The organism is Actinoallomurus sp. NPDC052308 (assembly GCF_040679195.1).
Classification (GTDB): domain Bacteria; phylum Actinomycetota; class Actinomycetes; order Streptosporangiales; family Streptosporangiaceae; genus Actinoallomurus; species Actinoallomurus liliacearum.
Genome location: NZ_JBFAUM010000002.1, coordinates 543201 through 564840, shown reverse-complemented (window position 1 = coordinate 564840; position 21640 = coordinate 543201). Strand labels below are relative to the sequence as shown.

At 71.3% G+C, this 21640-nt stretch carries 25 protein-coding genes and 1 pseudogene; 12 read left to right on the top strand and 14 right to left on the bottom strand.

Annotation, left to right across the window (positions count from 1 at the left end):
* The first annotated feature begins 30 nt into the window (after positions 1 to 30).
* The 4 genes from AB0L00_RS08670 (at position 31) to AB0L00_RS08655 (ending at position 3591) form a co-directional block, all read left to right on the top strand.
* On the top strand, positions 31 to 558 hold the full coding sequence (locus tag AB0L00_RS08670) for a MarR family winged helix-turn-helix transcriptional regulator (RefSeq protein WP_364430300.1): 528 nt from the start codon (positions 31 to 33) through the stop codon (positions 556 to 558).
* Between the two features lie 132 nt (positions 559 to 690).
* Entirely contained in the window at positions 691 to 1710 is a 1020-nt protein-coding gene (locus AB0L00_RS08665; RefSeq protein WP_364430297.1) for a pectinesterase family protein, read from the top strand.
* Between the two features lie 15 nt (positions 1711 to 1725).
* Positions 1726 to 2697 carry a hypothetical protein gene (locus AB0L00_RS08660; protein WP_364430294.1) on the top strand — a complete coding sequence of 324 codons (972 nt, stop codon included), beginning with the start codon at positions 1726 to 1728 and terminating at the stop codon, positions 2695 to 2697.
* 135 nt (positions 2698 to 2832) lie between these two features.
* A complete protein-coding gene (locus AB0L00_RS08655) occupies positions 2833 to 3591 on the top strand; it encodes a metallophosphoesterase (protein WP_364430291.1) in 759 nt (252 codons plus the stop codon).
* Here the strand turns inward: AB0L00_RS08655 and AB0L00_RS08650 are convergent.
* On the bottom strand, positions 3570 to 4637 hold the full coding sequence (locus AB0L00_RS08650) for a saccharopine dehydrogenase NADP-binding domain-containing protein (protein WP_364430288.1): 1068 nt from the start codon (positions 4635 to 4637) through the stop codon (positions 3570 to 3572). The two genes, AB0L00_RS08655 and AB0L00_RS08650, sit on opposite strands and share 22 nt — an antisense overlap.
* 154 nt (positions 4638 to 4791) lie before the next feature.
* On the opposite strand from AB0L00_RS08650, the gene AB0L00_RS08645 reads away from it, so the two are divergent.
* Positions 4792 to 5742, top strand: a complete 951-nt coding sequence (locus AB0L00_RS08645; RefSeq protein WP_364430285.1) for an AraC family transcriptional regulator — start codon at positions 4792 to 4794, stop codon at positions 5740 to 5742.
* 14 nt (positions 5743 to 5756) lie between these two features.
* Here AB0L00_RS08645 and AB0L00_RS08640 read toward each other — a convergent pair whose 3' ends face one another.
* The 3 genes from AB0L00_RS08640 to AB0L00_RS08630 all read right to left on the bottom strand — a co-directional run bounded on the left by AB0L00_RS08640 (position 5757) and on the right by AB0L00_RS08630 (position 7493).
* Positions 5757 to 6179, bottom strand: coding sequence for a YkvA family protein (locus AB0L00_RS08640; protein ID WP_364430282.1), 423 nt, complete (start codon positions 6177 to 6179; stop codon positions 5757 to 5759).
* Positions 6180 to 6288: 109 nt separating this feature from the next.
* Positions 6289 to 6921 carry an alpha-ketoglutarate-dependent dioxygenase AlkB gene (locus tag AB0L00_RS08635; RefSeq protein WP_364430279.1) on the bottom strand — a complete coding sequence of 211 codons (633 nt, stop codon included), beginning with the start codon at positions 6919 to 6921 and terminating at the stop codon, positions 6289 to 6291.
* Between the two features lie 59 nt (positions 6922 to 6980).
* On the bottom strand, positions 6981 to 7493 hold the full coding sequence (locus AB0L00_RS08630) for a GNAT family N-acetyltransferase (RefSeq protein ID WP_364430276.1): 513 nt from the start codon (positions 7491 to 7493) through the stop codon (positions 6981 to 6983).
* Positions 7494 to 7640: 147 nt separating this feature from the next.
* Between AB0L00_RS08630 and AB0L00_RS08625 the strand changes: the two genes are divergently transcribed.
* Entirely contained in the window at positions 7641 to 8252 is a 612-nt protein-coding gene (locus AB0L00_RS08625; protein ID WP_364430273.1) for a helix-turn-helix domain-containing protein, read from the top strand.
* Positions 8253 to 8306: 54 nt separating this feature from the next.
* Here the strand turns inward: AB0L00_RS08625 and AB0L00_RS08620 are convergent, their stop codons facing one another.
* The gene (locus AB0L00_RS08620) at positions 8307 to 9164 is read right to left on the bottom strand and encodes an oxidoreductase (protein WP_364430270.1); all 858 of its coding nucleotides are present in this window, start codon (positions 9162 to 9164) and stop codon (positions 8307 to 8309) included.
* Between the two features lie 107 nt (positions 9165 to 9271).
* On the opposite strand from AB0L00_RS08620, the gene AB0L00_RS08615 reads away from it, so the two are divergent.
* Positions 9272 to 10162 carry a LysR family transcriptional regulator gene (locus AB0L00_RS08615; RefSeq protein ID WP_364430267.1) on the top strand — a complete coding sequence of 297 codons (891 nt, stop codon included), beginning with the start codon at positions 9272 to 9274 and terminating at the stop codon, positions 10160 to 10162.
* A 78-nt stretch (positions 10163 to 10240) separates the two neighbouring features.
* Complete coding sequence (locus tag AB0L00_RS08610) at positions 10241 to 10636, top strand: carboxymuconolactone decarboxylase family protein (RefSeq protein ID WP_364430264.1); 396 nt, start codon at positions 10241 to 10243, stop codon at positions 10634 to 10636.
* A gap of 131 nt (positions 10637 to 10767) precedes the next feature.
* Here the strand turns inward: AB0L00_RS08610 and AB0L00_RS08605 are convergent, their stop codons facing one another.
* The 6 genes and pseudogenes from AB0L00_RS08605 to AB0L00_RS08580 form a co-directional block, all read right to left on the bottom strand.
* Positions 10768 to 10968, bottom strand: coding sequence for a hypothetical protein (locus tag AB0L00_RS08605; protein WP_345354761.1), 201 nt, complete (start codon positions 10966 to 10968; stop codon positions 10768 to 10770).
* 728 nt (positions 10969 to 11696) lie between these two features.
* Entirely contained in the window at positions 11697 to 12305 is a 609-nt protein-coding gene (locus tag AB0L00_RS08600) for a hypothetical protein (protein ID WP_364430261.1), read from the bottom strand.
* Between the two features lie 443 nt (positions 12306 to 12748).
* Entirely contained in the window at positions 12749 to 13264 is a 516-nt protein-coding gene (locus tag AB0L00_RS08595; protein WP_364430258.1) for a hypothetical protein, read from the bottom strand.
* Positions 13265 to 13436: 172 nt separating this feature from the next.
* A pseudogene (locus tag AB0L00_RS08590) lies at positions 13437 to 13535 on the bottom strand (DUF397 domain-containing protein); the annotation flags it as partial.
* 117 nt (positions 13536 to 13652) lie between these two features.
* A complete protein-coding gene (locus AB0L00_RS08585; RefSeq protein WP_364430256.1) occupies positions 13653 to 13778 on the bottom strand; it encodes a DUF397 domain-containing protein in 126 nt (41 codons plus the stop codon).
* Complete coding sequence (locus AB0L00_RS08580; RefSeq protein WP_364430253.1) at positions 13769 to 14569, bottom strand: helix-turn-helix transcriptional regulator; 801 nt, start codon at positions 14567 to 14569, stop codon at positions 13769 to 13771. The genes AB0L00_RS08585 and AB0L00_RS08580 overlap by 10 nt, the downstream gene beginning before the upstream one ends.
* 146 nt (positions 14570 to 14715) lie before the next feature.
* Here AB0L00_RS08580 and AB0L00_RS08575 point away from each other — a divergent pair, with 146 nt between their 5' ends.
* Entirely contained in the window at positions 14716 to 15513 is a 798-nt protein-coding gene (locus tag AB0L00_RS08575) for an ATP-binding protein (protein WP_364431593.1), read from the top strand.
* Positions 15514 to 15695: 182 nt separating this feature from the next.
* Entirely contained in the window at positions 15696 to 17012 is a 1317-nt protein-coding gene (locus tag AB0L00_RS08570) for a hypothetical protein (RefSeq protein WP_364430251.1), read from the top strand.
* A gap of 95 nt (positions 17013 to 17107) precedes the next feature.
* Here AB0L00_RS08570 and AB0L00_RS08565 read toward each other — a convergent pair whose 3' ends face one another.
* A complete protein-coding gene (locus AB0L00_RS08565; protein WP_364430248.1) occupies positions 17108 to 17581 on the bottom strand; it encodes an Lrp/AsnC family transcriptional regulator in 474 nt (157 codons plus the stop codon).
* 105 nt (positions 17582 to 17686) lie between these two features.
* Here AB0L00_RS08565 and AB0L00_RS08560 point away from each other — a divergent pair, with 105 nt between their 5' ends.
* Positions 17687 to 18985 (top strand): amino acid permease, encoded by a 1299-nt coding sequence (locus tag AB0L00_RS08560; protein ID WP_364430245.1) that lies wholly within the window; start codon positions 17687 to 17689, stop codon positions 18983 to 18985.
* A 375-nt stretch (positions 18986 to 19360) separates the two neighbouring features.
* A complete protein-coding gene (locus tag AB0L00_RS08555) occupies positions 19361 to 19744 on the top strand; it encodes an STAS domain-containing protein (protein WP_364430242.1) in 384 nt (127 codons plus the stop codon).
* A gap of 21 nt (positions 19745 to 19765) precedes the next feature.
* Here the strand turns inward: AB0L00_RS08555 and AB0L00_RS08550 are convergent, their stop codons facing one another.
* Together AB0L00_RS08550 and AB0L00_RS08545 are read right to left on the bottom strand one after the other, a co-directional pair.
* Positions 19766 to 20488 (bottom strand): MgtC/SapB family protein, encoded by a 723-nt coding sequence (locus AB0L00_RS08550; protein WP_364430239.1) that lies wholly within the window; start codon positions 20486 to 20488, stop codon positions 19766 to 19768.
* 23 nt (positions 20489 to 20511) lie between these two features.
* Entirely contained in the window at positions 20512 to 21639 is a 1128-nt protein-coding gene (locus AB0L00_RS08545; protein ID WP_364430236.1) for a YhjD/YihY/BrkB family envelope integrity protein, read from the bottom strand.
* Position 21640 lies beyond the last annotated feature (1 nt).

The following is a 21640-nucleotide window of genomic DNA, read 5'->3' as shown; positions in this document are numbered from 1 at the left end:
AAAAGTACAAGTATTTGTAAACTAACATCCATGAACGCGGAACGGCAACGAGAAGCACTGATCGCGGTGGAGCGCGCCATGGTCGCCATCCGCCGGAGCCAGACGCGCCGCGCGCTGAGCAGGGTGGGTCGGGACCTCGACGGCGTCACCTTCGATCCGACCGTCTTCGGCGTGCTGGACGCGATCGAGGGAATGGGACGGCCCTGCACGATCACCGAGGTGGCGGCGGCGCTCGACGTCGACCAGCCGAGGGCGAGCCGGCTGGTGGCCCGCGCGGTCGACGCCGGCCTGCTCGTCCGCCTCGCCGACCAGCGGGACGGGCGCCGCACGCCCGTCGCGCTCACCGATGCCGCCCGCGAGCAGCTCGCCCTCATCCACCGGTTCCGGCAGGAGACGTTCGCGCGGGCGATGGCCGACTGGCCGGACGAGGACCGGGTCGCGTTCGCCCGGTTGCTCACCTCGTTCGTCCAGTCGTTCACCGCGATGACAGGGGCGTCCGGCGCCGGTGAAACTTTCAGCACGGACCCGCCCCCGTCCGGTCGCCCGCCGGGCCGGTGACCTGCGGCGGCGTACGGAGACGGTCGTGTCGGCCGACCCCGGTGCGCGGCCCGGCTTTGACGCGGCGTTCCAGGGGACCGGAACCTGCTCCTGACCGGGCCACGCTCACCCGGTCGACTCTCGGGAGGCGGGATGTCCCAGATGCGACGCGTCGGTGCAGTGGGGGTCGCCGTGTCGCTGGCGTTGACGGCGGTCGCGTCGTACGGCGGCCCGGTGTCGGCGGCCACGGTCGTCACCGTGGCCACGGACGGCAGCGGGAACTTCACCACCGTGCAGGCCGCCGTCAACGCCGCCCCCGCCGGCGGCAGCGGCTACGAGATCGACGTCAAGCCGGGCACGTACCGGGGGACCGTCTCGATCCCGTCGGCCAAGACGCACGTCACGCTCAAGGGTGTCGGCTCGGGCCGCGACCAGGTCGTCATCGTCGAGAACCACCCGGCGAGCACGTACGGCACGCAGGGCAGCGCGACCGCCGCCGTGTCCGCGAACGACTTCCGCGCCGAGAACCTCACCTTCGCCAACGACTACGACGAGGCCAAGAACGGAAGCTCGCAGGCGGTCGCCCTGGACCTGAACGCGGACCGGGCCGTGCTGAACAACGTCCGCGTCCTCGGCAACCAGGACACGCTGCTGCTGTGGACGGCGGGTACGGGCACCGTCGGCCGGTCCTACATCCGCAAGTCCTACGTCGAGGGCGACATCGACTTCATCTTCGGCCGGGGAACCGCGGTGTTCGACCGTACGGAGATCCACTCGCTGAGCCGCGGCTCCTCGGCCAACAACGGGTACGTCACGGCTGCGGCCACCACCGACACCAACCCGTACGACCTGCTCTTCTACCGTTCGACGCTGACCAGCGACGCGCCGGCCAAGTCGGTCTATCTGGGCCGTCCCTGGCACCCGTCGGGCGACGCGCACGCGGTGGGGCAGGTGCTGTTCCGCGAGTGCACGCTCGGCGCGCACATCCGGGACGACCCCTGGACGGACATGTCGGGCTTCTCGTGGCGGAGCGCGCGGTTCTCCGAGTACACGAACACGGGCGCCGGCGCGGCGGTCAACGCGAACCGGCCCCAGCTCGGCGCCTCCCAGGCGCCCTCCTACACCCCCAACGCCTACCTGGCCGGCTCGGACGGCTGGAACCCGGTGTTCTGACCCCTGGAGGCCGAGATGCCCGAGCGGAACCGCGCGCGACCGCGTACGTCGCTGACGGTGCTGAGCGCGCTGGCGTTCGCCTGCGCGTCCCCGGCGGGATCGCACGCACTCGCCGCCGACCGGACACCGTCCGGCGGGGCGGCGCCGGCGGCGTCGTCCCCGGTCACCGGCAACGCGACGTGGTTCACCGGGCTCGGCTCGCCGTACGGCGGATGCGGGCTGCCCCAGGCGAACCTGGACAGCCAGGACTTCGTCGCGCTCAACGTCTTCAACACGCCCCACGACTACAACGGCTACCCGCGCCCGATTTCGGCGTCGGACGCCGCCCGGATGGGCATCTTCGCCAACGGCCAGAACTGCGGCCGCTACGTGCAGGTCACGATCGGCGACTACTGCACCGGCGTCAACGACGGAGCGCCGAACCAGCCCTTCTGCCGGAACGGTTCGTGGACCGCCGACACCTACGACGGCGCGACGCTGACAATGCTGGTGGCCGACAGCTGCGCCGACGGCAACGCCTGGTGCCGCGACGACCCCTACCACCTCGACCTGTCGCAGGCGTCACTCAACCGGTTCGTCAAGAACGGCGCCCCGGTCGGCGACATGTACCCGAACCACTGGAACAACCGGCACATCAGCTGGCAGTTCGTGCCCGCGCCCGGCTACAGCGGCGACATAAAGATCGGTTTCCTGCAGAACGCCCAGGTCTGGTGGCCCGTCATCGCCGTCTCCCATCTGCCGAACGGCATCCACGGCGTGCAGTACTACGACGGGAGTTCGTGGCGGAACGCCACCATGGACGGCGACATGGGCCAGGCGTACGTCATCGCCCCGACCACGACCGGCGGGCGGGACTACCGGATCCGGGTCGTCGACGCCTCCGACGCCCTGGTCGGCGGCGGTCGCGTCTACTCGTTCTCGCTTCCCTGCGCGAGCACCTGCGGCCCGGCCTACACGCCGGTGAGCTACACGACCGCTTCCGGCTGACGCCCCCCGCCGCCGTGGGACAGGTGGGCGCGTCCAAGGTCGGCGGAAGGCGGTGCGAGGCCGGGCCAGGTGGTCGGCGGCGGTCGGGGCCGAGTGGCCCTTAACCCGCTCCCGCCCACGCCGTACGTTCGCCGTGTGATCGTCTTTGCGCACCTCAGTGACACGCACCTCGACGGCGGCCCGCGCGCGGCGGCGCGGACACGCGCCGTCCTCGCCCACCTCGACCGGCTGCCGTACGACCTGGACGCCGTCCTGGTCACCGGCGACATCGCCGACCACGGGCTACCGGCCGAGTACGAGGAGGCGCGTGGGCTCCTTGCCTCCCGGCACCCGCTGCTCACGTGTCCGGGCAACCACGACGTACGCGCGGCGTTCCGCACGACGCTGCTCGGCGAACCGGCCGGCGATGGGCCGATCAACCGGGTGCACCGCGCACCGGGCGCCGTCTTCGCGCTGTGCGACTCGTCGATCCCCGGCCGGGACGACGGCCGCCTCGACGAGGAGACCCTGACCTGGCTGGAAACGGTGCTCGCCGAGACACCGCCCACCACGCCCGTCCTGGTCGCGTTCCACCATCCGCCGGTCCCGCTGCACGTCCCGTACATCGACGGGATCCGGCAGTTCGGCGAGGACCGGCTCGCCGCGCTCGTCACCCGCCACCCGAACGTCGCCGCCATCGTCTGCGGCCACGCCCACACGCCCGCGGCGACGACGTTCGCCGGTCGGCCGCTGGTGGTCGCGCCGGGCGTCGTCTCGACCGTCCGGCTGCCCTGGGAGACGGGTACGGCGGGCACGGACGGTCTCGTCGACCATGAGATCCCGCCCGCGTTCGCCTTCCACGTCCTCGACGATGACGGGCGCCTGACCACCCACTACCGCGTCGTCGTCCCCTGACCCGGCACCGCCGAGACCTGCCAGGTGACATCGTGCGGGGCGAGGAAGTCGAGGAAGTCCGCCGGGTCGAACGCCTGGGCGGGCGTCAACGCCCCCGCCCGGCCCGGCCCGGCGGCACGTCCCTCGCCCGCGGCGAGCCGCCGGGCGCCCTCGACGGCGATCACCGCGGTCAGGCCGTACGGGTCGGGTCCGGTGACCCACCCCTCGGCGCGGCCGCCCCGGCCGTCGTCGGCCCGGACCGCCATCAGCCATCGCCCGGCGCGCCGGGCCTCGTCATCCAGGACCTCCGGGACGCTCTCCACGACGTCCGGCGTCAGGCTGAGGAAGAGCGCCACCATGTCGGCCCGCATGACGCTTCGGACCCGGCGTGCGGGCACGTGGCGCGGCACGGTGGCCACGCCGGGCAGCCCGAACAGGGCGACCGGGACCTCCTCGTCCGAGCCGGGCACCCCGAGTGACAGGGGGCCGTGCTCACCGGCGGGGATCCACGCGCCGTCCACGTAGTCGAGTGGTTCTTCGGCGAACGCCATGGTCCGGGCGGTGCCGCGAGAGGCACCACCCCCGGGCCGCCGCAGGTCCGCGACGACCAGCTCCTCCACCGCCGGCAGCCGCTCCGCCGTCAGGTGGGCGATGAGGTCACCGGGGCCGCCGTCGTCGGCCAGGCCCGGAACGACCGCCACGCCGGCCGCCTCGGCCTCGGCGCCGTAGGTGTCCAGGAACCGCTTGATGTACCGCTGCTCGCCGGAGGTGTCGACGTAGTGCCGTCCTGCGGCGATGGCGGCGCGGACCACCGGCTCACCCCACGACGTGAACGGTCCGGCGCAGTTGACCACCGCGGCGCAGTCGGCGAACGCGCCGGCGAGCGCGCCGGGCGCGTCCAGCGTGGCGACGCGAACCTCGGCGTCCGCCGCTCCGGCCGCCACGGCCGCCTTGCGCAGCCGCTCCTCGTCCCGGCCGACCAGCACCGGAGTGAAACCGCGGCGGCGCACCTCGGCCACGGCCAGCCCGCCGGTGAATCCGCTCGCCCCGTACACGGCGATCCTCATCTCGTCCTCCCCGAGATCCATGACGGGTCGCGGTACGTCCGCGACCTCTGTCGGGAATGACGTTAGGACTCGCGAGAAGGCCGTCCCATGCCCGTACGTCCGCATTCCATACCCGATCGTCTCGCCGGAACCGATCAGGGCGTACGGTCGGTGCATGGATGTGCTGAGCGACGCCGTCGCGGTGATGCGCACCGGCCGGCCGCACTCGTCCCGTACGCGGCTGCGCCCGCCGTGGGGGGTCCGGTTCCGGCCGCAGGAGGGCGCCGGGTTCCACGTCATCCTGCAGGGCTCGTGCTGGCTGATCCCCGCGCGCGGCGAGCCCCTGGCCCTGGGCGTCGGCGACGTGGTGTTCCTGCCGCGCGAGCTCGGCCACGGCCTCGCCGACTCACCGTCGCGGCCACTGACCGACGTCCACCTCACGTACGACGACCTCGCACGCGGCCGCGCCGCCCTGCCCGTCGACGCGGACGCGACGAACGCCCGGACCGAGATGCTGTGCGGGGCCTATCGCCTCGACCACTCCCGCGCCCACCCGCTGCTGACCGAACTGCCCGACGTCGTCCACCTGCCGGCCCGTGTCGGCCGGCATCCCGCACTGCGCGGCGCGATCGAGTTGCTCGGCCACGAGCTGAGCACCCGGCCCCGGCCCGGCGGGGACGCCGCCCTGGCCGGCCTGCTCGACCTGCTCCTGCTGTACATGCTGCGCGCGTTCTACGAGGACCGGCCCGACCACGTGACCACCGGCTGGGGCGCCGCGCTCCGCGACCCCGCCGTCGCGGCCGCGCTGCGGGCCGTCCACGACGACCCGGCCCGGCCCTGGACGGTCGAGTCGCTGGCCGCTCGGGGCGGTCTGTCCAGAGCGGCCTTCGCCCGGCGTTTCACGAGCATGGTCGGCGCGCCGCCGCTGGGCTACCTCACGTGGTGGCGGATGACGATCGCGGCGAGGCTGCTGCGGGAGACCGACCTTCCGCTGCGCGCGGTCGCCGAGCGCACCGGTTACACCTCGGAGTTCGCGTTCGCGCGGGCGTTCAAGCGCGAGTTCGCGACCGCGCCCGGACGGTACCGCGCGGACGCGTCGTCCGCCCGCGCGGCGCTCACGGGCTGAGCGTGCCGCGGCGCTTACGGGCTGAGCGTGCTGCGGCGCTTGCGGGAGACCTCCTGGCCGATCGCGAACAGCAGCCAGGTGAACGCCGTCGCGTCGTCGACGATCCCGAACGGCAGGAACACGTCCGGGATCAGGTCGATGGGCGAGAGGATGTAGATGACCACGGCGATCATCGCGATGATCTTGCCCTTGCTCGTCCGGTACACCCGGTCCTGCACCCGCGCCTGTACCCCGGCCCGGAGGCCACGGGCGGGAGAGCGCCGCCCGGTCGCCCGGGGACGGCGACGCAGCCGCAGGATGCCGAGGACGAGCAGGACGCCGCCGACGACCATCCCGGCGACGCCGAACGTACGGACGTCGAAGGCCCCGATGTCACCACCGACGGCGAAGGTCAGAATCGCGCCGACGAAGAGGATGAGGGCGCCGAGCCAGGCCATTGCTCCTCCGAAGGGTCGGGGACACACCGAGTATGTCCCGCATTCGCCCGGCTATTCGCGCGGGCGCCGAACCAGGTAGGACGGACGGTCAGGGTGGACGGTTCCGGGCTCAGCGGACGCCGCGCGGTCGGAACTGGACGCTGATGCGCGGGCCGCAGGGCCGGGTCGTCTTCGGCACGGCGTGCTCCCAGGTGCGCTGGCAACTGCCGCCCATCACGATGAGGTCGCCGTGGCCGAGCTCGAACCGCAGGGCCTCGCCGCCGCCGCCGCGCGGGCGCAGCGTCAGCGCGCGCGGCGCGCCGACCGAGACGATGGCCACCATCGTGTCCTGCGTGCTGCCGCGCCCGATCGTGTCGCCGTGCCAGGCGACGCTGTCGCGGCCGTCGCGGTAGAAGCACAGCCCGGCGGTGCGGAACGGCTCGCCGAGCTCGGCGGCGTAGTGCGCGTCGAGCGCCCGCTTCGCGTCGTCGAGTGCCGGGTCGGGCAGCGTCTCGCCCTCGTCGTAGAACTTCAGCAGGCGGGGCACGTCGACGACCCGGTCGTACATGTGCCGGCGCTCGGCGTGCCACGGCACGGTGTCCTGGAGCCGTTCGAAGAGGGTGTCGGCGCCGGTGACCCAGCCCCGGCGCACGTCGATCCAGGCGCCGTGGTCGAGCGGCGTCCGGTGCACCGACGGACCGAGCGGGCGCAGACCGATCTCGTCGTCGGAGTCCAGCAGCGACGCCTGAAAAGCGCGGGTCATAGCAGGAGTCTACGCATCGCCTTCAAACGGATGTTCGATCGTTGGATGTGTCCGCCGGGTCATAGTTCCAGGCGCCAGTCGTTGCAGCGCATGAGGTGCCCCGGCGGGTACTCGAAGTCGCAGGCCCCCAGCAGGGTGAAGCCGAGCTTGTGGCAGATCGCGTTGGACGCCGGGTGGTCGACGGACGGATACGCGTGCAGGAAACGGTGCCGGCGCTCCGCGCGGGCGCGCTCGACGACGAGTCGCCCGGCGGCGGTCGCCAGGCCCCGGCCGCTGAACTCGGGCAGGATGCTCCAGCCCGTCTCGTAGACGGTCTCGCTCCGCCACTCGCGTTCCCAGTAACCGATGTTGCCGACGGCCTCCTCTTCGGGCAGCACGACGATGCGGAACATGGCCTCGGAGCCGTGGTCTCCCGGCTTCAGGTAGCGCTGGTGCCGGGCGAGGAGCTTCTCCTCGCTCTCCGGGCCGCCGAGATGCTCCATCATCTCGGGGGCGTTGATTCGCCGGAGCAGGTCGAGGTCGCCCTCGGCCCACGGCTCGATCCGAACGTTGGCACCGGCCGGTGTCGTCACAAGTTCTTCCTCTCGCGGAAGGTTTCGAAGCCGTCTCCGAATCGCGCCCGAGAAAGCACGGCGGCTCCGGAGGGTGGGCGGTGAACCGTTCGGAGAGTATGCCCACACTAAACTAAGTTTGCCAACGCAAATCTCAGGGAGTTCCCCATGGACACCGACGCATCCGAGCCGCGCGGCGACCGTGGCTCCGAGCCGGGCTCCGCCGCGCGGCCGCGGATAGGAGACCGGCTGCGACGCGCCCGACGGCAACGGGATCTGACGATCGAGCGGCTCGCGCAGGAGACCGGACTGACCAAGGGCTTCCTGTCTCAGGTGGAACGCGACCGGGCCAACGTGTCGGTCGCCTCGCTCCTGCGGATCTGTGAGGTGCTCGGCGTCCGGGTGGGAGAGCTGTTCGACGAGGAGGAGACCGGGCTGGTGCCGGCCGACCGCAGGCCCGCGCTGCACTTCGGCGGCACCGGGGTGCGAGACTCCCTGCTCACCCCCCGGCCGAACCGCAGCATCCAGGTGCTCCACTCGACGGTGGCGCCGGGCGGCAACAGCGAGGAGGACGGGGACCCGCCCTATCGAACCCGGTCGGACGCGCAGTTCATCCATGTCACGCGGGGCTCGTTCGAGATCACCCTCGACGGCGAGGTCTTCCTGCTGCGGGCCGGGGACTCCTTGACCTTCACCGGCCGGGAGAAGAAGAGCTGGCGCAACCCGTCGGCGGACGAGGACGCCGAGCTGCTGTGGATGCTGACGCCCTCGCTGTTCTGACCGCTGCGACTCCGCTGAAGGAAGGACGCCCCTTCCCGAGCCCGGCGGGCAGGGTCAGGAGTCGAAGCCGGTGCCGCGCGACACCGGCTCCCACTCCCGTAGTTCCCGCTGGACGGCGCCGGCGTGCGCGACGAGCGCGTCCACCGCGTCGTCGCCCAGCGGCAGCCGCAGCGGCGTCCGCTCCGCGTCCAGCGCCGTCAGGATGGCGGCGGCGGCCTTGGCCGGGTCGCCGGGCTGCTTGCCGTTCGCTCCTTCGGCCATGGAGCGGGTCGCGCCCACCGTCTCGGCGTAGGCGTCCATGGCCGCGGACCGGTACAGCGCGCCGCCGAACAGGCTCGTACGGAACGCGCCCGGCTCGACGATCAGCACCTTGATCCCGTACGGGGCGACCTCCTCGGCCAGCGCCTCGGACATGCCTTCCAGGGCGAACTTGGTCGCCGAGTACGCCCCGAACCCGGCGAACGACAACTGACCGCCCATCGAGCTCAGCTGCACGATCGCCCCGGAGCGCCGTTCGCGCATGTGCGGCAGCACCGCGCGGACCAGCGCGGCGGGCCCGAAGAAGTGCACGTCCATCAGCTCCCGGAACTCCCGGTCGGTCGTCTCCTCCACCGCGCCGATCTGGCTGCGACCGGCGTTGTTGACCAGGACGTCGATCCGGCCGTACCAGAGCAGCACCTCCGCGACGACGGCGGCGATCCGCGCGGTGTCGGTGACGTCCAGCCGGACGGCGTTCACCCGGTCCGGGTGGGCGGCGACGAGGTCGTCCAGCGCCTCGGGCCGCCGGGCGGCGGCCACCACCGTGTCGCCGGCGGCCAGCGCCGCCTCGGCGATCGCCCGGCCGAAGCCGGACGACGCCCCCGTGATCAGCCAGACCCTGCCGCTCGCCGTACGCGTGCTCTCAACGCTCATTTCATGAACTCCTGTCGAAGTGGAATGTTCCAGTTATGGCAGTGGGCCGACCGGAGCGTCCAAGACAAAAGATCACTTGAACCATAAAGGCGGCTTATGATCGCAGCGTGGAGCTGCGACAGCTGCGGTACCTGGTGGCGATCGACGACGAGGGGAACCTCGGCCGCGCCGCCGAGCGGTTGTACGTCAGCCAGCCCGCGCTCTCGTACGCCCTCAAGAACCTGGAGGCGGAGTTCGGCGTGCGGCTGTTCGACCGGCACGCCGGAGGCGTCACCGCGACCGCCGCAGGACGCGACATCCTCGCCGAGGTCCGCCTGACGCTTCAGCAGGCCGACCGCGTCACCGCCGCGGCCGAACGCCACCGCCGCAGCGCCACGGGCGTGCTGCGCGTGGGATTCGAGGCCAGCGGCGCGGGCGAGCTGACCACACGCGCCCGCGCGGAGTTCGCCCGCCGTCACCCGGGCGTACGGGTCGAGCCCAAGCGATTCGACTGGGGCGAGGAGGCGGCCGCGCTGCGCGACGGCCGGGTGGACGTCGCCTTCGTGTGGCTGCCCGCCGACCTGACGGGCATGCACAGCAAGGTCGTGCACACCGAACAGCGGGTCGTCGGCCTGCCCGCCGGTCACCCGCTCGCCGAACGTACGGCGCTGTCGATCCTCGACGTCAAGGACGAGCCCCTGATGTGGACCGAACGCGCGCCGCGCGCATGGGTCGACTGGTGGGCGGTGAACCCACGGCCGGACGGTTCGGCCCCACGCTGGGGCCCGACCAACGACAACGTCGAGGAGATGCTGGAACAGGTCGCCGAAGGGGCGGCGATCTGCTTCGCGCCCGTCAGCATGGCGCGGTACTACGCCCGCCCCGACCTGGTCTGGGTGCCGCTCACCGACGTCGAGCCGCTCCGGGTCGCGCTGGCCTGGCCCACCGGCACGGACAACGCGTTGGTCGACGGCTTCGTCGGTGTCGTACGCGAGCTGGCCGCGCCGGGTTTGCGTTAGACCGCGCTCGAAGCCCTACCGTCATCGACGTGCCGGCACGGAGCCGGCCGACCATGACGAAAGACCAGGGAGTTCACGATGACCCGCGAAGAGAAGTACGAGCACGGCCTCAACGTTCTGCGGCAGATCGACGGCGAGGCCGGGCAGAAGGTCGTCGACTCCCTCGCCGACATCTCGCCGGAGCTGGCTCACCAGGTCGTCGCCTGGGGATTCGGCGAGATCTACGCCCGTCCCGGCCTGGCGCCGCGCGACCGGCAACTGGTCACCCTCGGCATGCTCACCGCCCTCGGCGGAGCGGAGCCGCAGCTCGAAGTCCACATCAACGCCGCGCTCAACGTCGGCCTGACCCCGCAGGAGATCGTCGAGGCGCTGCTGCACTCCGCCGGTTACTGCGGCTTCCCCCGCGCCCTGAACGCGACCTTCGTCGCCAAGAAGGTCTTCGCCGAACGCGGCCTGCTCCCCGTCGAGATGTGAGCGCGCGGCAGCGCTCCCGGCCCGGGCGCAGCGGGGCGTCCACCAGACCCACGTCCCGGCCCCGAGCCGCGGAGTCGGTCGTCCGCAGAGCCGTGTCCGGCCCGGTGCCGCGAAGTCGGTCGTCCGCCGCGTCAGCGATGGCGCAGCAACCGGGCGGGCAGGACCGCCGATCGTACGCCGCCCACTCGATGCGAGCCCGCCACGGCGGCCTTGGCGGTGGAGGCCGGCGTGGGCCTGGAGGGAGCGAACGCGGTCGCGACGGCCGCGGCGACGCACGCGAAGCCCACCACGGCGATCAGTATGGGCATCCTGCGGCGGTTCTTGGTCTGCACCGGGCCTCTCCCCGAGATCGGAGCGCACCGAGCGCTCGTGATCGTTGCCTCATGAATGGAGATGCTCCACAAGCCGCCGAAGTTGCCTCCAACCCCAACAATTCCGGTGAGCCGCACCTCGTCGGCGCGGCGCCGCAGGTCAGGGGTTCGCGCCGATCGCCGACGGCGGGTCGTGGGTTCTGGGTGGCGCGCAGAGTGCTCGGTGAACGCGGTGCCGCATGCCCCGTCAAGGCGCGTGAACGGTGATACGTCGCGCGGCGGTGGGTGGGTTTTCCGAGGATTCGCCCACCACCCAGCCGTGCCGTACCTGTGTGCGGCTGTGGGCGTGCAGAAGTCTCGGTGAACGCTTTGCGGCTGAGCCCGCAAAGGCGGGCGAAGCGCAATAAACAGGGCGGCAGTGGGGTGGGGTGGGTTATCCGAGAATTCTGCCCGGTCGCAAATCGTGTCGTCCGCCGTATGGGGCGAAGGGATCGACCGCCCGCCGCCGTTCTGCGACGCCGCCTGCTGGCGTCCCGAGTTGCGGTTGTGATGGACATGTTGCCGTCGGTGTTGACAGGTTGGCGTCGATGTCGCCGGTCTGCTGTCCGAATGGTCGGCTTTGGTGCGGCAACAGCGGCGGCAACGTGCTGTACTGCCCGGTCCGGGTGAGGGTACGAAGGCTCGGTGAGCGCAGCGTCTCGCACTCGCCGGCCGGGCCGGGGGAGCGCGATCCTGTCGCTCAAAGGCCGTCAGTACCGGATGCTGCGGAGTGGAGTGTTGAAGCTGAAGTCGTTCCCCGCCCAGCCGGCTGACGCCTCGATTCGTCCGTGTGTGAGCGCGGGCACCGCCTTCGTGGAGAGCACACCGCTGGTGGACACGTCGGCCTCGTTCTCGGCCACCTTCCAGCGGTCGGTCGGCGTGTCGGCGTAGGTGGCGATCCAGACGGTGGTGCCGTACGTCCCCCGGTACTTCCCGTCCTTCTTCACCTCGGCCCATACGGTGCCGCAGGAGGTGGACCGCATGACGGTGAGGGTGCCGCCTCGTTCGCCCTTCGGCGCACCCATGTCACCGAAGACGGGGAACCTTCTCAGCACCGTGCCGTGGTACTTCCCGTGCTCGGCCGCGCAGGGCCGTGCGTTCCCGGCGGACGGCTGCGGCGTAGCGGTCGCGGGTAAGGGGGACGCCGTGCCGGTCCCGAAGGCGGTCGGCGTGTGGGCGGTCATCCTGGCAGCGGCGTCGACCGTGGCGGCCGGCGCTGAGCTGGAAGGCGCAAGGGCGGTCACGACGGCGGCGACACCGCCCGCGACGCCCACCGCTGCGATCAGTACACGCGACTTCCGTCGGCTCTTACCCTGCATCTGACTCTCCCCGAGTTCGGCCGAGCGCGGCGAGCACTCGTGATCATCAACCTCACGAGAAGAGATGCTCGCCAGGCCACCGAAGTTGCTCGGAAACGGGGACCATCTCAAAAAGCACACGTCGGCGTAGCCGCAGCCCAGGTCAGGAACCTGCGGTGCCGCGAACGCTTTGAGTCCCGGCCCATAAAGGCGGGCAAAGCTTGATGAAACGGGCGATGGCGGATGGGGTCTCCGAGACTTTCGCCCACCACCTCAGTAGTGCCGTGCGCGCGCGTGCGGCCGGGGCGATAGGGGCGCACAGAAAGTTCGGTCAATGCTTCGGGACCGGGCCAGCAAATGCGGGCGAAGCATGGTCATTCGGGCGGCCGTAGGGAGGTTCTCCGAGATTTTTGCCCGCCGCCGCCGGACCGCACCGAAGGCAGGAAGGGGCTTGCTCGGATCGGTCAGTCCCACCAGAGGACGACGGCCAGACCCCGCTCGGCCGTGTCGCGGTAAAAGGCGAGCAGGGCGGTGAAGTGCTCTTCGAGATAGCGGCGGGGATGGCCCGACAGGAACTCGACGCTCCGGCCCATCCGCGCCAGCGCCTCCGCCGGGTCGGCGGGAAGCGCGTCGAGCACGGCCCGTGGTTCGATCCGCCGCAGTCGAGTGGCGACCTCCGTGACGACGTCCGGCACCAACGCGGTCACCGGATGACTCCAGACGGAATAGGGGAAGTCGCGGTACGCGGGATTGACCTCGTCGTCTCCGTCGACCGAACGGCGGAGCGCCGCGACCGTCGCGGTGTCGACCCCCGCGACCTCACAGGACCGGACGAGACCTTCCGGGGACCAGTCGAGGTCAAGGTGGTCCGACCGCGGTCGCAGGTCGAATGAGCACAGCAGGTTCAATGTCTCGACCGACGCCCGGCAGGCGTCGAGCTCGGCCCCGGAGACTCGGGCGAGCTGCTGAGTTATGGCCACGCCCGGCAGTCTCTTCAGGGCAGGGCACGCCCGCGAACGATTTTCCGAACGCGAACGCCTGGCACGGACGCGACCGCGAACGGTCTTCCGGCCACGACCGCCCGCGAGCGACTCCGCCGGACATGGCCACCCCGCGAAGGGGCGATCGCCGATCGCCCGCTACGAGATACCGCTAGCCGCGCCCGGCGTGGGTCCAGTCATCGCCTGTGAGCGGCGCCGCTGCGACCTCGACGCAGGCTCCACCGTTGTCGCCGCTGTAGCTCGCTTTGCGCCAGAGCGCGACCTGGACGCAGTCGCCGCCGTTGTCGGTACTGCGAGCGGGTCGACTTGCGCCACTCGGGCGTGGTGGTCAGCGTCATCGTTCCTTCGCCGCCTCCGTCAGAGATGGCTAGGCGCGGTCGGCGGGGGCCGGGTCGCTGCTGGTGAGCGGGAGCACCGCGACCTGGACGCAGTGGCCCCCGTCGTCGCCGCTGTGGGTGGATGTGCGCCACTCGGGGGTGGTGGTCAGCTCCATCGTTCCTTCACCGTCCTCGTGATCAGGTCGAGCGACTGGTCGACCGGCAGCGCGCGCGACCGGATCGACTCGAACCGTTTGGTCACCCTTGCCAGGTCCGCCGGCTCGCCCGTCGTGATCCCGCGCGCCGCCGTCTCAACGTACGCCACCTCCCTCCGATCGTCGACCGTGGCGAGTGTGAACGACCCGTTGACGCCGCGGTGCAGCCCGCAGGGGAGGATCTGCACGCTGATCTTCTCGGAGACGACCGCGACCAGGTGCTGGAGCTGCTCGCGCATGACTTGCGGGCCGCCGACCTCGCGCCAGAGCACGGCCTCGTCGAGCACGCAGGCGAGATAGGGCGGCTCGGGCTCGGTGCGCCGGAGGATCTCCTGGCGAGCCAGCCGGGCGCGCACCTTCTGTTCGTCGCCGTGCAGCAGCGCCCGTGCGTACGCCTCGGTCTGGAGGAGGCCGTCGACCAGGGCGAGCTGGAAGCTGCGCAGCAGGTCGGCGGTGGACTCGTGGATCGGCCAGTCGAACCACGGGGGGTGGACGCTGCGCTTGAGGAGGCCGTCCCAGAGGCGTAGCAGGATGCCGTTGCCACCGAGGACGTCGTCCATCCGCTCGGCGAAGTTCCGGAGCGGCATGTCCTCGGCGCGCTCGACGGCGCCGATGTGGGAGCCGCTGTAGTTGGCCTTCGTGCCGGCCTGGTCCTGGGACAGGCCGGCGCGCTCGCGCAGGAAGCGCAGCTCCGAGCCGAAGAGGGCGAGGGGGGACGCGGACGGGTCGAGAGGGCTCGATCGGCGCGGCATGGGGGGACCTCCGTTGGCAGGTGTTCGCAACCGGCGGGGGCCGGTCGACCAGAATGTAACGGAGTGTAGAGCGAATAATTACGCAAGGTGAGGTCCGTTGGCCAGGCTGTGGAAAGGAATTTCGACAGAGGGACGGCGAGGTGAGCATGGTGACAGCGATCGGCGGCGTCGATCCGAATGTCGTACCGGCCGGCGGGTGCGCCGCCTGGCCTCTTCCGCCGGGCCCCACCGGGGCGGGCTTCGCGCGCGGCGTGCTGAAGGCGGTGTTCGGCGAGCTGCGCATGCCCGCCGTCACGACGTACGACGCCGCCGTCGCGCTCTCCGAGCTGGCGACCAACGTCCACGTCCACGCGTACGGCGGCGCGATCCCGGCCTACCTGCCGATCGCCGGGCTGCCGGAGCTGTGGGCGTACGTGCGATGGCGCGTGGAGCCGGAGGTCGTGTTCGCGGTCTACGACTCGGCGCCGTGGCGCGGGCCGGTCCCGGACGGGCGGCTGCGGCCGCCGCCGTACGCCGAGGGCGGGCGCGGCTTCGAGGTGGTGGACGCGCTGACCACGGAGTACGGCGGCGAGTGGGGCATGTACCGGACGCGGTCGCGGCTGGGTGCCGGGCCGGTTCCGGGAAAGGCGGTCTACTTCACCGTGCCCGTACCGGCCGGGCTGGTGACGCCGGGCGAGAGCACCACGAGGCGGACGGCGGAGGAGATCCACGCCCTGCTCGCCGCCCGAGGCCTCGGCCCGCTGCAACTGGCCATCGGCTACGGCATGGCCGTCATCTGCGTCCGCGCCGGGATGCACGTCTGGGTGCGCGACGGGTCGATCTCCTACCGCGCCCCCGGTCTCGGCGTCGTGCGCCACTCGCCGTACGACCGCGTCGAGGTGGTGGAACGGATCGTCCGCCACTGCGCCGAACTCGACACCGCCACGGACTGCCGCCGCGCTTGACGCTTCGCCGCCGTGACCGGAGCCGGCCCCCGTCTTCATGGGCCTGAGCAGGCGCGGCAGCCGACGGTTTCGGCTGCTCAGCGGCTTGCCGACGAACGCGCCTTCCGGACGGTAGTGGGAGCACGGAGACTCCACCCGGTGCCGATCCGGCAAGGCGTTTCCGTCATGCGTATCGCAAAAGCGTGCGCGATCAACAAAAGGGGAATTTTGCAATGAAACCTGAAAATCGGAAAGATTCGTCGAGTCTACCTGGTGGCCGAGACAGATCTTTATCCGGGTGGCTGATTCACCATCCGCGCCGGGCGGCTCGGTGGCTGCTCGGCCTGGCCGGCCGTTCGGTCTGGCTGACGGCCGGAGTCGCGCTGATCGGAAATACGGTCGCCGCACGCGTGTCGGGCGCGGTCCTACAGCCGTTGACGGCCGGACATCAACTGACGGCTCTGCAGGCGAACGCCGTCCTCTGCCTTTTCACCCTGCCGCTTTACGGCATCGTGATGGCAGCGGGGCGGCGCAAACTGAACGAGCCGCGCCTGCGTGACGCGGTGCCGGACACCGAACGGCGGGACCGGGTCTTTCCCTGGGTCCTGAGTGCCGTTCGGAAATTCACGTTGGTGCACGCCCTCCTGTCCCGGATCGTCGAGCGGGAGAAGCGGCACCGATGGGTGTTGTCGTTCCTGCCGTATCTGGCGACGGGGTTCGGCGCCTCCGTTCTGGGGCAGTTCTACGCTGCGAGGATGCCCCTGGCGACCGGTGTGGCGATCGTGACCCTCGGCCCGGCCATCCTGGCGATGGCGCTCGCGTGGAAGGGCGACAAGAAGGGACTCCCGCTGTTCCTGCCGCTGCTGTCGGCGTCGGGAGCGATGATGTTCATTCCCTGGGGAGAACACGTCGATGGTGCCGGTCTCCTGGCCGCCGTGGCCGGCGCGGTGCTGGCCGCTGTCGGCGTCTCCGCGAGGAAGTCGGTGTCGGACGCGGGGATGCTGGCGAAGACCGGGGCCCTCTTGCTGACGGTGAATCTGGCCCTGGGAGTTCCTTCGCTGCTGATGATCCACTGGACTTGGGGGATCCTTCTGCGGGGGATCGCCTCCGGCGTTTTCAACACCGGCGGCTTTCTCCTGTTCTGGATCGCCCATGTGCCGTTGCATTGTCCGAAGAGGCTGGCGGCCGCCGTGGCGGTCACCCTGCCGGCGTTGAGCGCTCTGGTGGGTTTCGTCATCCTGCACCAGACCTTGGGGCCGGTGGGCCTGGTCGGAGTCTTCGTGGCCCTGGTCGGTTTCTTCCTGAACACGACGCTGACCGGCTCGGCGGACGAACTGGCCGCCGAGAAGGCGAATTCCCACACGAACCGCGCCGCGGCCCTGATGGCGAACGCGCACAGCGGGGAGTCGAACACGGGGCCGGGCCGAAGGCCGCGGTCCGGTTCCGTGGCGAACGAACGTCCCGGTCGGTCGGGACGGATGCGAAGGAGGCGGACGTCGGCGCGGTGGAGTAAGGACTAGCCGACGCAGGCGTCGTCTGACAGCAGCGGCCCCGGGGTGACCCGGGGCCGTTCGTGCGTCCCGGCATCTTCGTTCGGCCGTACGGGGGAGCGGGCTCAGGGGAGCGGGGTCGGGTCGTCGAGGCGGTCCAGTATCGGGTTGCGGACCTGCTGGAAGATCACCGAGGTGCGGAATCCGGCGACCTCCCGGCGCCTGCTGAGGCGGTCGGTCAGGAACGCGTGCAGGTGGTCGAGGTCCGGCACCGCCACGTGCAGGAGGAAGTCGTCGTCGCCGGAGATGACGAACACGCTCAGCACCTCGGGGAGCCGTGCCGCGAAGTCCTTGAAGGCGTCGATGAACGGGCGGCTGGGCACGCGGAGCTTCACCGAGACCAGGCCCTGCACTCCTCGGTTGAGGGCGTACAGGCTGATGTCGGCGTGGTAGCCGCGGATCACCCCCCGCCGGGTCAGCGTCCGTACCCGTTCCAGGCAGGTCGACGGCGCGATGCCGAGCTTGCGCGCCAGCTCACGGTTGGACTGCCGCGCATCCGTTTGGAGAAGGCGCACGATTTCAACGTCGAGTTCGTCCATGGCCGAAATATTGGCACGATTCCGGACAGACGTTCGGTGAACCGTCGCTCTCACCGGCCGAATGGCTAGCGTCAAGGCGTTTCATTCGAGCATGGGGGAGAAGACGTGGCGCTGTCGACGCGACAGGAACCGGCGGGGGCGGTCGCCCCGGCGCGCGAGCACCGGCTGGGCACGGCGCAGGGTACGGCGCTGTTCGCCGGGGCCGTGCTGGGGCCGGGCGTACTGGCGCTGCCGCACCTGGCCGCCGCGGCGGCCGGACCCGCCTCGATCCTCGCCTGGGCGGCGCTGCTGGTCCTGAGCGCGCCGGTGGCGCTGACGTTCGCGGCCCTGGGGTCGCGGTACCCGGACGGTGGTGGGGTCGCGACCTTCGCCGGGCGGGCGTTCGGGCCGCGGATCGCGGCGATCGTCGGCTGGTGGTTCTACGGCATCGTTCCGGTGGGCACGCTGGCCGGTGCGCTCATCGGCGGGGACTACGTCACCTCCGCCGTGGGCGTCGGCCGCCCGTGGGCGGTGGTGGTGGCGGTCGCCCTGCTGGCCGCGGCGTTCGCGACGAACCACGGCGGGCTCCGGATGTCCGGCCGGGTACAGGTGGTGCTCGTGGGCGGGCTGGCCGCGCTGCTGACCACCGCCATCGTCACGGCGGGACCACGACTGTCGTGGGGGAACTTCGCGCCGTTCGCCCCGCACGGCGCGCTCGGTGTGGTGCACGCCGCGGGAGTGCTGTTCTTCGCGTTCGCGGGGTGGGAGGCGGCCAGTCACCTGTCCGGGGAGTTCGCCGATCCGCGCCGGTCGATGCTCCGCGCGACCACGCTGACCCTGCTGATCGTGGGCGTGCTGTACCTCGGGCTGGTGGTCACCGTGCTCGGCGTCCTCGGTGGACGCGCCGCGACCTCACCGGTCCCGCTCGCCTTGCTCCTTCAGGAGGGGATCGGGGCCGGAGCCCGGACGGCCACCGGCGTCGTCGCCGTCATCCTGAGCTTCATCGCGGTCAACACCTACATCGCCGGCGGGGCCAGGCTCGGCGCCGCCCTGGCCCGCGATGGCGCCCTGCCCGCGCCCCTCGCCAAGGGAGCGGCGGCCGGGCAGGTGCCGCACCGCAGCCTCGTTCTGCTGGCGGCGCTCACCGCCCTGGTCACCGCGGTCGCCGTTCCGTACGGGCTCGGGCTCGACACGCTGATGCGGGCCACCGCCGCCTGCCTGGCCGCGGTCACGGTCGTCGGAACGGCCTCGGCCGTCCGCCTCCTGCCTCGCGGCGACCGCCGTGGCCGTACGCTCGCGGCGGCGGCCACGGTCTTCACCGGCCTGGTGCTGCTGTCGTGCGGCGCCTACCTTCTCCTGCCCGTGGCGCTGGCGGTGGGCGCCGCCCTGGCCGTCCGCCGACGGATCGCGAAGCCGACCGGCTGAGCCCGACGGCCGGGCTCCCGGGGCGGGTCGGACGTACGGGCGGCGGCTCCGGAGGAAGACGAACGGCCCTGCCGGGGATCCCGGCAGGGCCGTCGCAGCATGTGTACCGATGTGCGGGTCGCCTCTCGGCGAAAGGCACAACGCGGCTCCAGCCGAACGGTATTCCGCGAAGGCGATAGATGAGGCCCGGGGACACCAGGCACATCGGCCACGATGGATGTAACGGAGCGAGTGGCGTCCTTGTTCCCCGCTCCCGGAGATTCCGTGGCCGGCCACGGTGGGTGATCTCGTGGCCCGGAAACGTGTGGGGGCGCTCTTCAGGGGAAGCCCTGACCTATCATCGGCAGCAGCGTCGCCCTAGGGAAGAGGTGCCAGATGGTGAAGGATCTGGACGTTGACGTCATCGACGTCAGCGGGCCCATCGCTGTCCTCACCGTCAAGGGGGAGCTGAACCTCTACACCAGCGGAGGGTTCCGCACCGCCGTACGGGGTGCCGGCGGCGACGGCCATCCGCATCTGATCCTCGACGTGTCCGGAGTCCCCTTCTGCGACTCGAGCGGGCTCAGCGCGCTGATCATGCTGCACCGCTGGGCGGGTGAGGCCGGCGGATCGCTCACGCTGGCGGCGGTTCCCGACCGCATGTCGCGGTTGCTGGAGATGTCGGGCGTCGACCAGACGATCCCGATCCAGCGGACCGTAGGCGAAGCGCTCGAGCAGCACCCGCACGGCGGCGACCGCACGTCCGCTCCGCAGAACTGAGACCGGCCCCGGGCGAGGACGTCACTCCCGGGGGACGTTGGCGTCGTCGGCCGAGACCGCGACCATGCCCTCGATCTCCGACAGCAGGACGGCCAGCTCGTTGACCGCGCCGGTGCCCTGCACGGACAGCCAGACCGAGACGACGCGCGGATCGTCGCCCTCGCCCCGGTCCTCGACCGACAGCTCGCTGACCGTGAAGCCGTGGCTCGTGCACCGGGCGAGGGCCTCGCGCAACGTGCCGCGCCCGCTGCGGTAGGCCAGCCGCAGGCGCGAGGGCGCGTACTTCGACCGCGGCAGCCGGGCCGCCAGCGGGGTCAGCCCGAACACCACGAGGAAGTGCCCGGTGGTGACCAGGACGGCGAGCAGCCAGAGGCCCGCGCCCGCCGCCATGCCCACGGCGGCGGTCAGCCAGACGATGGCGGCGGTGGTCAGCCCGCGGACCGCGTCGCGGCGTACGAAGATCAGACCACCGCCGACGAACCCGATCCCGGTGACGATCTGGGCGGCGACCCGGGACGGGTCCAGCGTGACGTGCGGGCCCAGGACGTCGGTGAAGCCGTACTTCGACACCAGCATGATCAGTGCGGCGGCGAAGCCCACCAGGGTGTGGGTGCGCAGCCCGGCGCTCTTGTGCCTGACCTCACGTTCGAGTCCGATCGCGGCCGACAGGGCCAGGGCCAGCGTGAGGTCGCCGACCTGCGCCCATCCCTGGCCGGTCGGCTCTCCGAAGTAGGCCGGCACCACCGTTCCAGGCTAGTTCGCGCGGCTCAGGGCATCTCGTCATCCTTGATTGTCCGGGTGTCGCGCAGCTCGACGTACGGCTCCTCGCGTGGGGAGAGGCCGGCCTCGATGGCGCGGCTGCGTTCGAGTTCGGCGTTGAACTCCGCGCCGAGCAGGACCGCGAGGTTCGAGATCCACAGCCAGATCAGCGCGACGACCACGCCCGCCAGGCTGCCGTACGTCTTGTTGTACGAGCCGAAGTTCGCGACGTACAGGGCGAACCCGGCGGAGACGACCAGCCAGAGCAGCACGGCGAGGACGCCGCCGGGACTGACCCACCGGAAGCCCTGTTTGGCGTTGGGGGAGGCCCAGTACAGCAGCGCGAACATGAAGCTCACGACCAGCAGCAGCACCGGCCACTTGGCGATGTCCCAGACGGTGACGGTCGCGGACTGGGCGCCGATCAGGTCGCCGACGCGGCGCGCGATGCCCCCGGTGACCACCACGGTCACCGCCGTCACGGTCAGGCAGACCAGCATCACGATCGTGATGCCGAGGCGGATGGGCAGCGTCTTCCACAGCGGCCTGCCCTCGGGCACGTCGTAGACGACGTTCGAGGTCCGCATGAAGGCGGCGACGTACCCGGAGGACGACCACAGCGCCACCAGGAGGCTGAGCACTCCGGCCAGACCGGCGGCGCCGGTCCCGTGCTGCAGCTCGGTCAGCGCGTTGATCGCGAGCTGGCGTACCGGCCCGGGGGCGGCCTTGCCGAGCTCGTCGATGAGCTGCTGAAGCGTGTTCTTGCCGGTCAGGCCGAGCAGCGACACGAGGACGAGCAGCGCCGGGAACACCGACAGGACGCCGTAGTAGGTCAGGGCCGCCGCCCGGTCGACGAGATCGTCCCGCTGCACCTCGCCGACGGTCCGGCGCAGCGCCGCCCACCACCAGCGGACGCCGAGGTCGGTGGGCTCGGGAGCCTCCTCCTCGGGAGCATCCGTCTCGGCGGTGCCCTTCTCGGGAGCGTCGGTCTCGGGTGTTTCGGTGTCGGAGGCTCTGGGATCGGGTGTTTCGGTATCGGGGGCTTTGGTGTCGGGGGTTTCGGTGTCGGGGGTTCCGTGCTCGGGGACTTCGGTCTCGGCGGTGTCGGCGGACCTGCCGACGGCCGACTTCCTCATT

Excerpts from the sequence above, each read along its gene's own strand:
- AB0L00_RS08670 (WP_364430300.1), top strand. The coding sequence starts at position 31 with ATGAACGCGGAACGGCAACGAGAAGCACTGATCGCGGTGGAGCGCGCC.
- AB0L00_RS08665 (WP_364430297.1), top strand. The coding sequence starts at position 691 with ATGTCCCAGATGCGACGCGTCGGTGCAGTGGGGGTCGCCGTGTCGCTG.
- AB0L00_RS08660 (WP_364430294.1), top strand. The coding sequence starts at position 1,726 with ATGCCCGAGCGGAACCGCGCGCGACCGCGTACGTCGCTGACGGTGCTG.
- AB0L00_RS08650 (WP_364430288.1), bottom strand. The coding sequence starts at position 4,637 with ATGAGGATCGCCGTGTACGGGGCGAGCGGATTCACCGGCGGGCTGGCC.
- AB0L00_RS08645 (WP_364430285.1), top strand. The coding sequence starts at position 4,792 with ATGGATGTGCTGAGCGACGCCGTCGCGGTGATGCGCACCGGCCGGCCG.
- AB0L00_RS08640 (WP_364430282.1), bottom strand. The coding sequence starts at position 6,179 with ATGGCCTGGCTCGGCGCCCTCATCCTCTTCGTCGGCGCGATTCTGACC.
- AB0L00_RS08635 (WP_364430279.1), bottom strand. The coding sequence starts at position 6,921 with ATGACCCGCGCTTTTCAGGCGTCGCTGCTGGACTCCGACGACGAGATC.
- AB0L00_RS08625 (WP_364430273.1), top strand. The coding sequence starts at position 7,641 with ATGGACACCGACGCATCCGAGCCGCGCGGCGACCGTGGCTCCGAGCCG.
- AB0L00_RS08620 (WP_364430270.1), bottom strand. The coding sequence starts at position 9,164 with ATGAGCGTTGAGAGCACGCGTACGGCGAGCGGCAGGGTCTGGCTGATC.
- AB0L00_RS08610 (WP_364430264.1), top strand. The coding sequence starts at position 10,241 with ATGACCCGCGAAGAGAAGTACGAGCACGGCCTCAACGTTCTGCGGCAG.
- AB0L00_RS08600 (WP_364430261.1), bottom strand. The coding sequence starts at position 12,305 with ATGCAGGGTAAGAGCCGACGGAAGTCGCGTGTACTGATCGCAGCGGTG.
- AB0L00_RS08585 (WP_364430256.1), bottom strand. The coding sequence starts at position 13,778 with ATGGAGCTGACCACCACCCCCGAGTGGCGCACATCCACCCACAGCGGC.
- AB0L00_RS08580 (WP_364430253.1), bottom strand. The coding sequence starts at position 14,569 with ATGCCGCGCCGATCGAGCCCTCTCGACCCGTCCGCGTCCCCCCTCGCC.
- AB0L00_RS08575 (WP_364431593.1), top strand. The coding sequence starts at position 14,716 with ATGGTGACAGCGATCGGCGGCGTCGATCCGAATGTCGTACCGGCCGGC.
- AB0L00_RS08565 (WP_364430248.1), bottom strand. The coding sequence starts at position 17,581 with ATGGACGAACTCGACGTTGAAATCGTGCGCCTTCTCCAAACGGATGCG.
- AB0L00_RS08555 (WP_364430242.1), top strand. The coding sequence starts at position 19,361 with ATGGTGAAGGATCTGGACGTTGACGTCATCGACGTCAGCGGGCCCATC.
- AB0L00_RS08545 (WP_364430236.1), bottom strand. The coding sequence starts at position 21,639 with ATGAGGAAGTCGGCCGTCGGCAGGTCCGCCGACACCGCCGAGACCGAA.